General features: G+C 66.2%; 10 protein-coding genes. 5 read left to right on the top strand and 5 right to left on the bottom strand.

The window, feature by feature from the left end:
- The first annotated feature begins 10 nt into the window (after positions 1–10).
- From IC232_RS13315 to IC232_RS13305, 3 genes are all read left to right on the top strand, one after another.
- Positions 11–1,981 carry an ABC transporter ATP-binding protein/permease gene (locus tag IC232_RS13315; RefSeq protein WP_190845468.1) on the top strand — a complete coding sequence of 657 codons (1,971 nt, stop codon included), beginning with the start codon at positions 11–13 and terminating at the stop codon, positions 1,979–1,981.
- A 93-nt stretch (positions 1,982–2,074) separates the two neighbouring features.
- The gene (locus IC232_RS13310) at positions 2,075–3,868 is read left to right on the top strand and encodes a glucan ABC transporter ATP-binding protein/ permease (protein WP_190845467.1); all 1,794 of its coding nucleotides are present in this window, start codon (positions 2,075–2,077) and stop codon (positions 3,866–3,868) included.
- Complete coding sequence (locus IC232_RS13305) at positions 3,865–4,734, top strand: alpha/beta fold hydrolase (protein WP_190845466.1); 870 nt, start codon at positions 3,865–3,867, stop codon at positions 4,732–4,734. The genes IC232_RS13310 and IC232_RS13305 overlap by 4 nt, the downstream gene beginning before the upstream one ends.
- Before the next feature lie 149 nt (positions 4,735–4,883).
- Here the strand turns inward: IC232_RS13305 and IC232_RS13300 are convergent, their stop codons facing one another.
- The 3 genes from IC232_RS13300 to IC232_RS13290 are packed head-to-tail and all read right to left on the bottom strand — an operon-like array spanning position 4,884 to position 7,955.
- Complete coding sequence (locus IC232_RS13300) at positions 4,884–6,182, bottom strand: HlyC/CorC family transporter (protein ID WP_190845465.1); 1,299 nt, start codon at positions 6,180–6,182, stop codon at positions 4,884–4,886.
- A gap of 4 nt (positions 6,183–6,186) precedes the next feature.
- Positions 6,187–7,326 (bottom strand): 3-dehydroquinate synthase, encoded by a 1,140-nt coding sequence (gene aroB, locus IC232_RS13295; protein ID WP_246812198.1) that lies wholly within the window; start codon positions 7,324–7,326, stop codon positions 6,187–6,189.
- Complete coding sequence (locus IC232_RS13290) at positions 7,323–7,955, bottom strand: shikimate kinase (protein ID WP_210335354.1); 633 nt, start codon at positions 7,953–7,955, stop codon at positions 7,323–7,325. Before IC232_RS13290 ends, aroB begins: the two co-directional genes overlap by 4 nt.
- A 137-nt stretch (positions 7,956–8,092) precedes the next feature.
- On the opposite strand from IC232_RS13290, the gene IC232_RS13285 reads away from it, so the two are divergent.
- Positions 8,093–8,242, top strand: a complete 150-nt coding sequence (locus IC232_RS13285; RefSeq protein ID WP_190845464.1) for a histidine kinase — start codon at positions 8,093–8,095, stop codon at positions 8,240–8,242.
- Entirely contained in the window at positions 8,239–9,174 is a 936-nt protein-coding gene (xerD, locus tag IC232_RS13280; protein WP_190845463.1) for a site-specific tyrosine recombinase XerD, read from the top strand. The genes IC232_RS13285 and xerD overlap by 4 nt, the downstream gene beginning before the upstream one ends.
- A 165-nt stretch (positions 9,175–9,339) precedes the next feature.
- On the opposite strand, the gene metW is transcribed toward xerD, so the two are convergent.
- Both metW and IC232_RS13270 read right to left on the bottom strand, forming a co-directional pair.
- Positions 9,340–9,984 (bottom strand): methionine biosynthesis protein MetW, encoded by a 645-nt coding sequence (gene metW / locus IC232_RS13275; protein ID WP_190845462.1) that lies wholly within the window; start codon positions 9,982–9,984, stop codon positions 9,340–9,342.
- A complete protein-coding gene (locus tag IC232_RS13270) occupies positions 9,981–11,150 on the bottom strand; it encodes a homoserine O-acetyltransferase (RefSeq protein WP_190845461.1) in 1,170 nt (389 codons plus the stop codon). The genes metW and IC232_RS13270 overlap by 4 nt, the downstream gene beginning before the upstream one ends.
- Positions 11,151–11,283: the final 133 nt, after the last annotated feature.

Raw genomic sequence — 11,283 nt, 5'->3', positions numbered from 1 at the left:
GTTTCGTAACATGCCGGACTACGACCCGAAATTGGGCAGACAAGTGCCCCCGCCGCCGGCGACAGGACGTGAGCAGGAAGTCGGTCCCGGCCAGGACAACACGTTGGCCAAGGAAGCCAAGAAAGCCGCCGCGCACGAGCCCGACCCGCACCATCCTGACGATGCCCTCTCCGAGGCGAAGCCCAGCATCGGCCGGGAGCTCTATGCGCTTTTTCGCGACATGCTCCGGGGCCGCAAGGGCTGGCCCATGCTGCGGCTCTCCCTGGCCATTCTCGTGGTCCTCATCGGCAACATGTTCGGTCAGGTGCGGCTGAACCAGTGGAACGGCGCCTTCTTCGACGCGGTGGAGAAGCGCGCCACCTCGGCGTTCTTCGACCAGCTCCTCGTCTTTCTGGTGATCGTGGTCGTCCTGCTTGCGCTCGTTGTGGCGCAGACATGGCTGCAGGAGCGGCTCAAAATCCGCCTCCGAGAGCGCCTCACCCAAGTTCTGCTCGATCTCTGGCTCAGGCCCAACCACGCCTATCAGCTCGGCTTCATGGGCAAGAGCGGGTCGCAGCCCGACCAGCGCATGCAGGAGGATTGTCGCCTGTTCTCCGAACTCTCGACGGAGCTCGGGGTCGGCATGCTGCAGGCGCTTCTGCTGCTCGTCAGCTTCATCGGCGTTCTCTGGGGGCTGTCGAGCCCCGTCACCTTCACGATTGCCGGCAACGCCATCACGATCCCCGGCTACATGGTGTGGGTGGCCGTGGGTTATGCGGGCATCGGGTCGGGCCTCACCTGGCTCGTCGGCCGGCCGCTGATCCGGCTCAACACCGAACGCTATGCCCGCGAGGCGGATCTGCGTTTCGCACTCGTGCGTGTGAACGAGAGCGCGGAGAGCGTTGCGCTCTACAACGGCGAGCCGGACGAGCGCCGCAGCCTGGACGAGTTCGTCGAGGCTGTGCTGAAGGCCTCGCGGCGCCTCTCCAGCGGCTTGGCCCGGCTCACCTGGATCACGTCGGGCTATGGCTGGCTCGCCATCGTGGTGCCGATCCTGGCGGCCGCGCCGGACTATTTTGCCGGGCGCCTCTCCTTCGGCGAGATGATGATGGTGGTGGGCGCCTTCAATCAGGTGCAGTCGGCCCTGCGCTACTTCGTCGACAATTTCCCGAAGATCGCCGACTGGCGCTCGGCGGTGCTGCGCGTGGCCACCTTCCGCCAGGCGGCTCTCGATCTCGATGAGGTCGCGGCCGAGAACCGCCGCATTGACATCGCCCCGCATCCGAAAGGCTGGCTCAGCTTCGAGGGCGTGTCGATCGCGCTCAACGACGGCAGCATTCTGATCGAGGACGCGACGGCCGAGATCAAGCCCGACGAGCGCGTGCTGATCATGGGTGAATCGGGAGCCGGCAAGAGCACGCTCTTCCGCGCCATCTCCGGCCTCTGGCCCTGGGGCTCCGGCAAGGTCCGCGTTCCGAAGCCCGAGCAGATGATGTTCCTGCCGCAGCGTCCCTACCTGCCGTTGGGAACCTTGCGGGCGGCCATCAGCTATCCGGCCTCGCCCGACACCTTTGACGACAACGACGTGCGGGCGGCGCTCGAGCGCTGCGGCCTCGGCGAATTCCTCGACATGCTCGACCGGCACGAGCGCTGGGACCGGAGCCTGTCGCTCGGACAGCAGCAGCGGGTGGCCTTCGCCCGGGTGATCCTGCACAAGCCGCAATGGGTGTTCATGGACGAGGCGACCTCGGCTCTCGACGAGGAGAACCAGGCCTCCATGCTGGCGCTGTTCGAGAACGAGCTGAAGGGCGCCAGCGTGCTCTCCATCGGGCACCGTCCGGGCCTGGAGGAGTTCCACACCCGCACCCTGCACATCCGCAAGACCAGCGAAGGCGCCGTTCTTCTCGCGCGGCCGGTGCGTCACTCAAAGCCGAAGCTGGGACCGAAATGGATCGGCCGCTTCAGGCGGAGGCTGCGGCCGGCTCATGCCCCGGGAGAATGACGCGATGCGGGCGCCATGCTCCGGAGGTACGCAACTCTCTATCGGGAGCGGAGTTTTCGTCCTAAGGTCCCTCCCGTCGCCAGGATAATCCGCATGCGGCTGATCAGGCTTTACATCCGTGTTCTCGGCGAGCTCGGGTCCGACATCCGGGTCGGCGCCCTGCTGGCGCTTGCCAATGTGGCACTGGCGATTTCCGCCTTCGCCGAGCCGATCCTGTTCGGCCGCATCATCGACGTGCTCACCCGCGGCCAGCTGCCGGGCACGCCGCCCGTCACCTTCGGGGTCCTGATGCCGCTGATCCTCGCTTGGGTGGCTTTCGGCATGTTCTCCATCGGGGCCGGCGCCCTCGTGGCGCTGCATGCGGACCGGCTCGCCCATCGCCGGCGCCTCGCCGTGGTGGCGAACTACTTCGAGCACGTGCTCGAATTGCCGCTCGCGTTCCACACCTCCACCCATTCGGGCCGCGTCCTGAAGGTGATGCTGGACGGCTCGGGCGCCATGTCCTGGCTGTGGCTCGGCTTCTTCCGCGAGCACATGTCCGCCCTGATCGCGCTTGTCGTGCTGCTGCCGCTCACCGTGTTCCTGAACTGGCGCCTCGGTCTCCTGCTCGTTGCGCTCGTCGCCGTGTTTGCGGTGCTGACCGCTGTGGTCCTGCGCAAGACCGAAACGCTGCAGGGCTCCGTCGAGCGCTACCACTCCAATCTCGCAGAGCATGCCTCCGACGCGCTCGGCAATGTGCCGGTCATCCAGTCCTTCACCCGCGTCGAGGCTGAGACGCGCTCGCTCAGAACCATCATCCACCAGCTGCTCCAGGCTCAGAACCCGGTTCTGTCCTGGTGGGCCATCGCCGCCGTTGCGTCGCGGGCGTCTGCCACCATCACGGTCACGGCGATCTTCCTGCTCGGCACGTGGCTGCACCTGAACGGGCTTGCCACCATCGGCGAGATCGTCATGTTCATGAGCATGGCCACCATGCTGATCGGCCGGCTGGAGCAGGCCGTGAGCTTCATCAATCAGCTCTTCATGCAGGCGCCGAAGCTGCAGGAATTCTTCGAGATCCTCGACACGGCGCCGGTCGTGCACGACCGGCACAACGCCAGGAACGTGGAGCGCTATAAGGGCGACGTGGTCTTCGACAATGTCAGCTTCTCCTATGACGGCAAGCGCTCCGCCGTGCAGGACGTGTCCTTTACCGTCCACGAGGGAGAAAACGTCGCGCTGGTGGGCGCCACCGGCTCCGGCAAGTCGACCACGCTCGGCCTCCTGCATCGCGCCTTCGATCCGCAATCGGGCTGCATTCGCATCGATGGTCTCGACATCCGCGATGTGACGTTGTCGTCGCTCCGCCGCAACATCGGTGTGGTGTTCCAGGAGCCGATGCTGTTTGCCCGCACCATCCGCGAGAACCTGCAGGTCGGCCGCTCGGACGCGACGGATGCGGAGATGATCGAGGCGCTGGAGCGGGCGCAGGCCATCGAGTTCATTGCACGACAGACGGATGGCCTCGATACGGTGATCGGCGAGCGCGGGCGCTCCCTGTCGGGCGGCGAGCGCCAGCGCCTGTCGATCGCCCGCGCGCTGTTGAAGAACCCGCCGATCCTGATCCTCGACGAGGCAACGAGCGCGTTGGACGCCGCCACCGAGCGCAAGCTGCAGCTGGCCCTCGACGAGGTTATGAAGGGGCGCACCACCTTCGTGATCGCGCATCGCCTCGCCACGATCCGCAATGCCAACCGCATCCTCGTGTTCGATCAGGGGCGCGTCATCGAAAGCGGCACCTTCGACGAACTCGTGGCGAAGGGCGGACGCTTCGCGGAGTTGGCCAGGGCACAGTTCATGGCTCCGGACGAGCCGCCGAAGCGCGTGAAGGTGTCGGCGCACGCATGAGCCGGACCTTCGATCCCAGCACGCCCGGCACCCGCCACCGCACCAACGGCATCACGCTTCATGCCATCGAGGCAGGGCCGGAGGACGGTCCACTCGTCATCCTGCTCCACGGATTTCCCGAGTTCTGGTGGGGATGGCGCTACCAGATCGGGCCGTTGGCTGACGCAGGCTTTCGCGTGCTCGTGCCCGACCAGCGCGGCTACAACCTCAGCGACAAGCCGGCGGGCCGGCGGGCTTACGATCTCGACATGCTGGCCACGGACGTGGTCGGCCTGGCCGACGCGCTCGGCCGTCAGAGCTTTTCCCTGATCGGCCACGACTGGGGCGGGCTCGTGGCCTGGTGGACGGCGTCGCGCCACCCGGATCGCGTGAAGAGCCTCGGCATCCTCAACGCGCCTCATCCGAATGTGGCCGGCGCGTACATGCGCTCGCACCCGAGCCAGATGGTGCGAAGCCTCTATGTGGGCTTCTTCCAGATCCCGCTCCTGCCCGAGACGATGCTCTCGGCCAACGGCCACCGCAGTCTCAAGGATGCGCTCCGGCGCACGAGCCGTCCGGGCACGTTCTCGGACGAGGATATCGCGATTTACGAAAAAACATGGTCGCAGCCCGGCGCACTCACCGCCATGCTGAACTGGTATCGCGCTCTTCCGTTCAAGCCCGACATGAAGGACGCTGCGGTTCGCGCACCCACGCTGGTGATTTGGGGCAGCAAGGACCGGTTCCTGGAGAAGGGGCTCGCGGAGGCGAGCCTTTCGTTATGTGAGACCGGCAGCATCCGCTGGATCGAGAGCGCCACCCATTGGGTTCAGCATGAGGAGCCGGAGGCGGTCAACGCGGCGCTGGTGGAGTTTCTGAAGGGCTAGCAAATCAAACTCCGTCCTCATCCTGAGGAGGATTGCGCGAGCAATCCGTCTCGAAGGAGGGTCCAGTGTGAACTGGAGGCGCCCTCGTCCTTCGAGACGCTGCGCTCCTCAGGATGAGGGCTCAGGGATGAGGCTTTGAACGGTCAGAATTACTCAGCTCTCGTCCGCACCAGCGACAGCGGCGTGATCCTCACCGCCATGATCCGGTTGCGGGACTTGCGCAGCACCTGGAAGCGGAAGCCGTGGAAGGTGAAGATCTGGCCCGTGTCGGGAATGGCCTGCGCCTCGTGGATCACGAGGCCCGCGATGGTGGTGGCCTCCTCGTCCGGCAGGTTCCAGTCCATGGCGCGGTTGAGGTCGCGGATCGGCACGGAGCCGTCCACATTCACCGAGCCGTTGGGCTGAGGCCGCACGCCCTGCACGGAGAGATCGTGCTCGTCCTTGATGTCGCCGACGATCTCCTCGAGGATGTCTTCAAGGGTGATAAGCCCCATCACCTCGCCATATTCGTCGACCACGAGGGCGAAGTGCGTCTTCTTGGCGAGAAACGCCTTGAGCTGATCGCGGAGCGACGTGGTGTCCGGCACGAACCAGGTCTCCAGCGCAATCGCCTCGACCTTCAGCTTGCCGGCATCGCCGCCCACGGCATCGAGAGCCCGCAGCAGGTCCTTGGCATGCAACACGCCGACGATGTTCTCCTGGCTTTCGCGCCACAGCGGCATGCGCGTATAGGGCGAGGACAGCACCTCGCGCACGATCTCTTCCGAGGAAAGGTCTGCGTTGATCGTACGCATCTTGGTGCGGTGGACCATGACCTCCGAGACGGAGAGGTCCTTGAGGTCGAGCAGGCCGCCCAGCATGTCGCGGTCGGCCTTGGCGACGCCGCCCTCCTTGTGCAGCAGGGCCACCTGGCCGCGGATCTCCTCGCTGGCTGAAAGAATCGGCGTGTTCTCGCCGATCCGGATGCCGAAGGGCAGCAGCATGAGGCGCACCATGCGCTCGATGGCAATGGCCAGCGGCCCCAAGAGCGCCACAACCCAGGACATGGGCCGCGAGAGAAACAGGGATGCCTGGTCTGAGGAGGAAATGGCAATCGTCTTCGGCAGCACCTCGGCGAACACGATCACCAGGATCGACATGATCACCGTGGCGTAGATCGCGCCCTCGTCGCCGAAGATCGCCACGAGCACGCTGGTGGCAAAGGCCGAGACGCCGATATTGACGATGTTGTTGCCGATCAGCACGGTGCCGATGAAGCGCTCGCGCATCTCGAGCAGCCGGTTCACCAGCTTGGCACGCCGGTCGCCGCCCTTTTCCAGCACCAGCATGCGGGACCGCGAGGCCGCCGTGAAAGCCGTCTCGCTCGCCGAGAAGAAGGCCGAGAGCAGCAGGCAGAAAACGACAACCGCCGCTGCAAGCCAAAGACTGCCGGAGGATTCTTCGATCATGATTTTATGCGCTGATCTCGCCTGCGAGGAACCTGCGAACGTCGTCGGCTGCAATGCCCGGGGCGATGAAGCTCCGGCCGATGCCGCGCGCCAGGATGAAGGTCAGGGCGCCGCCCTTCACCTTCTTGTCCTGCGCCATGGCGTCGAGCAGTTCATCGACCGTGCCGCAGCCTCCCGGAACCTGGGACAGGCGCGTGGGAAGTCCGACGGCCTTCAGATGCGCTTCAACGCGCTCCGCCTCCGCCGGCGGGCAGAGGCCGAGGAATGCGGAGAAGCGGAAGGCGAGCGCCAACCCGATGGCGACGCCCTCGCCGTGAACGAGGCGCGTGGAATCGTAAGCCGTGATCTTCTCGAGCGCGTGGCCGAAGGTGTGGCCGAGATTGAGCAGCGCGCGGTCGCCGTTCTCGTGCTCGTCGCGCACCACGACACTGGCCTTGGCGCGGCAGCTCTGCGCCACGGCTTCGTCGCGCTCACGGTTGCCGGCAAAGACACCACGCCAGTTCGCCTCGCACCAGGAAAAGAACCGCTCATCGTCGATGAGCCCGTATTTCAGCACCTCCGCATAGCCGGCGCGCATCTCGCGGAGCGGGAGCGTGTCGAGCAGCGCCGTGTCGGCGATGACGAGGCCCGGCTGGTGGAAGGCGCCGACGAGGTTCTTGCCGTGGCGTGAATTGATGCCGGTCTTGCCGCCCACGGACGAGTCGACCTGGGAGAGCAGGGTGGTGGGCACCTGGACGAAGCGCACGCCCCGGCGCACCACAGCGGCGGCAAAGCCCGCAAGATCGCCGATCACGCCGCCGCCGAGCGCCACCACGAGGTCGCCACGCTCGATCTTCGCAGCCAGAACCGCGTCGCAGACCCGCTCCAGGCTGACATAGGATTTGGTGGCCTCGCCGGGAGGCAGGGTGATGACGGAGACGCGCAACCCTTGGCCTTCAAGCGAAGCCGCGAGCGCAGAGGCATAGAGCGGGCCTACATGCTCGTCCGTCACGATGGCGGCTGCGCGCGCGCCCAAGGCCGCAATGCGCGCGCCGGCGGTCCCGATCAGGCCGCGCCCGACCAGGATCTCATAGGCCCGATCCCCGAGGGGGACCGGCACAGTGATCAAGGATGGGCTGTCCATCCGGGCAGAGGCAGAGGTCATGTGCGGGCGCGCTCCTGCTTCTCGTGCTCGAACCATTCCCGCAGCGCCTTGATGAGCTCGGTCACCACCTTGTCGTGCGGGGCCTCGTGGGAATCGACCGTGATGTCGGCCGTGGCATAGACCGGGTGGCGCAGGTCCATGAGGCGGCGCATGGTGCCCTCGGGGTCCGGGTTCTGCAGCAGGGGGCGGGTCGAGCGCTTGCGGACCCGGCGCATGAGAACGTCGAGATCGGCCTTGAGCCATATCGAGATGCCGCGCTCGGCGATGCGCCCGCGGGTCTCCTCGTTCATGAAGGCGCCGCCGCCGGTGGCGAGCACGATGGGCCCTTCCTGCAGGAGGCGGGCGATTACGCGGCGCTCGCCATCGCGAAAATGCTCTTCGCCGTGGACGGCGAAGATTTCGGGGATCGTCATGCCGGCAGCAGCCTCGATCTCGTGATCGGCGTCACGGAAAGGCAGCTTGAGCGACTGCGCGAGCCTGCGGCCCACGGTGCTCTTCCCGGCGCCCATGAGGCCGACGAGCACGAGCGATCGCGTGCCGAGCAGGCGGCTAATGGGATGGCCGCGCTGGCTTGCCTGGTCTTGCCCGCCTGCTTCATCGAGCGAATTGAAGCGGCTGATTTTGTTCATGGCTCCATGTCCTAGCATGGGCGCGGCGGCCTGTCACAAGGGTGTTACCTTTCAGCGCTCCGAAACTTAACCGCTCACAGGGGCTTGCCTTACAGGCTCCGGCATGGTTCTAGCGGGTAACAGTTCAAGAGGCTCAGGTGCCCACGCTCTTTCGGTTTCTCCTCGTTGTCGCCATTCTCGCAGGCCTTGGCTTTGCCGCCATGTTCGCCCTGGCGACCCTTGTCGATCCCGATCCGCGGGAGATCAACGTTCCGGTCCAGACCGGCCGTCCGCCTTCCTCTTCATGAGCGGCGCCCGCCACGCCAGCCTCTTCCTCGACATGCTTGCCGCCGAGCGCGGCGCCTCAAAGAACACGCTCGACGCCTATCGGCGCGACCTTGACGATTACCTCGGCTTTCTGAGCGAAGCGGGCGCCCAGCCCGACAGCGCGACCTCCGCCACCATCCGGGGCTTCATGGCGAGCCTGGAGGAGCGGGGCCTCAAGGCGTCCTCCGCGGCCCGCCGGCTCTCGGCCGTGCGGCAGTTCCACAAGTTTCTCTACGTGGAGGGCTATGCCCCGGCCGACCCGACGGCCGCCGTGTCGGCGCCGAAGCGGGGCAGGGCGCTGCCGAAGGTGCTCTCCGTGGCCGAGGTCGACCGTCTGCTGCAGGTGGCTTCCGAGGGCATCGCCCATCCGCAGGCCACGCCGTCCGAGCGCCTGCGCTCTGCCCGCATGACCTGCCTGCTGGAGCTTCTCTACGCCACGGGCCTGCGCGTCTCCGAGCTGATTGCCCTGCCCAAAAGCGCCGCCAAGACCCGGGACCGCTTTCTCGTGGTGCGCGGCAAGGGCGCCAAGGAGCGGCTGGTGCCCCTCACGGATGCGGCGAAGGAAGCAGCCAACACCTACCTGGGTCTCCTTGAGGAGCAGAAGAAGGCCGCCGGCCCCTGGCTGTTCCCGGCCGACAGCGAAAGCGGCCACCTGACCCGCCAGGCCTTCGCCCGCGACTTGAAGGCGGCGGCCGGCGCGGCGGGCCTTCGCGCCGACAAGGTCAGCCCCCACGTGCTCCGCCACGCCTTTGCCAGTCACCTGCTCCAGAACGGGGCGGATCTGCGCGTGGTGCAGGAACTCCTGGGCCATTCCGACATCTCGACCACCCAGATCTACACCCACGTGCTGGACGAGCGCCTGAAGAGCATGGTGCGGGATCTGCATCCGCTCGCGGAGGGCGGGGAGGGGTAAAGCCCACCCGCGCTGTCATTCCGGGGCGCCAAAGGCGAGCCCGGAATCCATAACCGCTAATATCCTAGAAAAGAACGTGACGCTGATCGCGCTTACCTGAAACGTCGTGTTTATGGATTCCGGGCTCTCGCTACGCTCGCCCCGGAATGACAGCACTTGGGAACGTTACCGCCGCTTCAACAAAAACACCCCCTGGTCCCCGAGCAGGTTCCACACCCACCACGGTAGCGTGACCCGCATGGGCTGGCCGCCGGCATTGAGCGCCACGGCCTTTTCCATTTGCGCGCCGACGTCGCGGCACAGCTCCACGAAATCGCGGATGGTGCAGAAATGGATGTTGGGGGTGTCGTACCAGGAATAAGGCAGGTTCTCGGTCATGGGCATCCGGCCCCGGATTCCGAGCTCGAAGCGCACCCGCCAATGGCCGAAATTGGGGAAGGACACGATGGCCCGGCGGCCGATGCGCAGGAGATGCTCCAGCACCACCCTGGGCTGGCGCGTGGCCTGGATCGTCTGCGACAGGATCACGTAGTCGAAGGCATCATCCGGGTAATCGGCCAAGTCCGTGTCGGCGTCGCCCTGGATCACCGGCAGGCCCTTGGCGAGACAGGCATTCACGCCCTCCCGCGAAATCTCGATCCCGCGTCCGTCGACACCCCTTCGGTCGCGCAGGAGCGAGAGAAGTGCTCCGTCGCCGCAGCCCACATCGAGCACGCGGGAGCCGGGCTCCACCATGTCGGCGACGAGCAGGAAGTCGAGGCGGTGGCCGCTCTCCGTGTCGGTGAGGGGCAGGGTGGCAGGCAGGCTCATGCGATCCCCCGGACGCGCGCGGCCGCATCGATGAAGCCGCGGGCGGCTGCGAACATCTCCGGCTCCTCGAGCAGGAAGGCATCGTGCCCCTTGTCGCTCTCCACCTCGACGAAGGCGACCGAGGCCGCCGCCGCGTTCAGCGCATGCACGATGGCGCGCGAGTCGGATGTGGGAAACAGCCAGTCGGAGGTGAACGAGATCACGCAGAAGCGCGTGGGCGTGCCCTTGAAGGCTTTCGCGAGCGAGCCGCCATGCTCGGCCGCGATGTCGAAATAATCCATCGCCCGCGTCACGTAGAGATAGGAATTGGCATCGAACCGCTCGACGAAGGCAATGCCCTGGTAGCGCAGGTAGCTCTCGATCTGGAAATCCGCATCGAAGGAGAAGGTCGGCGCGGCCCGGTCCTGGAAATTGCGCCCGAACTTCCGGTGCAGGGCAACCTCCGACAGGTAGGTGATGTGCGCGCCCATGCGGGCGACCGCGAGCCCCTTGGAGGGGCGCGTGCCCTCGCTCAGGTAGCGCCCGCCGCGCCACTCGGGGTCGGCCATCACGGCCTGGCGGCCGACCTCGTGGAAGGCGATGTTCTGGGCCGAATGGCGGGCGGCCGTCGCGATGGGAAGCGCCGCAAAAACCCGGTCCGGATAACTCACGGCCCATTGCAGCACCTGCATGCCGCCCATGGAGCCGCCGACCACGCAGAACAGCTTCTCGATGCCGAGCCGGTCGATGAGGGCGGCTTGCGCGCGCACCATGTCGGGAACAGTCACGACCGGGAAATCGACCGCGTAGGGCTGGCCTGTGGCCGGATTGATCGACGCGGGGCCCGTGGTGCCCATGCAGCCGCCGATCACGTTGGCGCAGATCACGAAGAACCGCTTGGTGTCCACTGGCCGGCCGGGCCCCACCATGGTCAGCCACCAGCCGGGCTTGCCCGTCACCGGGTTGTCGTTCGCCACGTGCTGGTCGCCGGTGAGCGCATGGCAGATCAGGACCGCGTTTGACTTATCGGCGTTCAGCGTGCCGTAGGTCTGGTAGGCGATCTGCCAGGGCGCGAGCGCGATCCCGGCATCCATCATCAGGGGCTCGTCCGCACCAAAGCGCATGACCAGGCTCGACGGATCGTCGACCTGATTTCGCGGTTCGGAGACAAGGGGGGCAAAGGACATGCTTTTCTATGGAAACGTTCGTTCTTTCGAACAATCGGTACTGCGGGGCGGCCATGGCGTCAACGCGCATGATGCCTCGCGAGCCCTAGGCCGCCTGTCGTCCGGGGATGACAAGATTGGGCAAACCCGTCAA

Source organism: Microvirga sp. (assembly GCF_014699075.1).
Lineage (GTDB): Bacteria > Pseudomonadota > Alphaproteobacteria > Rhizobiales > Beijerinckiaceae > Microvirga.
The sequence above is the reverse complement of the archived record's forward strand: the minus strand, read 5'-3'. Positions and strand labels throughout refer to the sequence as shown.

What these genes read in the sequence shown, in the direction of transcription:
- IC232_RS13270 (WP_190845461.1), bottom strand. Translation starts at nt 11,150, where the DNA reads ATGTCCTTTGCCCCCCTTGTCTCCGAACCGCGAAATCAGGTCGACGAT.
- xerD (WP_190845463.1), top strand. Translation starts at nt 8,239, where the DNA reads ATGAGCGGCGCCCGCCACGCCAGCCTCTTCCTCGACATGCTTGCCGCC.
- IC232_RS13290 (WP_210335354.1), bottom strand. Translation starts at nt 7,955, where the DNA reads ATGAACAAAATCAGCCGCTTCAATTCGCTCGATGAAGCAGGCGGGCAA.
- IC232_RS13315 (WP_190845468.1), top strand. Translation starts at nt 11, where the DNA reads ATGCCGGACTACGACCCGAAATTGGGCAGACAAGTGCCCCCGCCGCCG.
- aroB (WP_246812198.1), bottom strand. Translation starts at nt 7,326, where the DNA reads ATGACCTCTGCCTCTGCCCGGATGGACAGCCCATCCTTGATCACTGTG.
- IC232_RS13305 (WP_190845466.1), top strand. Translation starts at nt 3,865, where the DNA reads ATGAGCCGGACCTTCGATCCCAGCACGCCCGGCACCCGCCACCGCACC.
- IC232_RS13300 (WP_190845465.1), bottom strand. Translation starts at nt 6,182, where the DNA reads ATGATCGAAGAATCCTCCGGCAGTCTTTGGCTTGCAGCGGCGGTTGTC.
- metW (WP_190845462.1), bottom strand. Translation starts at nt 9,984, where the DNA reads ATGAGCCTGCCTGCCACCCTGCCCCTCACCGACACGGAGAGCGGCCAC.
- IC232_RS13310 (WP_190845467.1), top strand. Translation starts at nt 2,075, where the DNA reads ATGCGGCTGATCAGGCTTTACATCCGTGTTCTCGGCGAGCTCGGGTCC.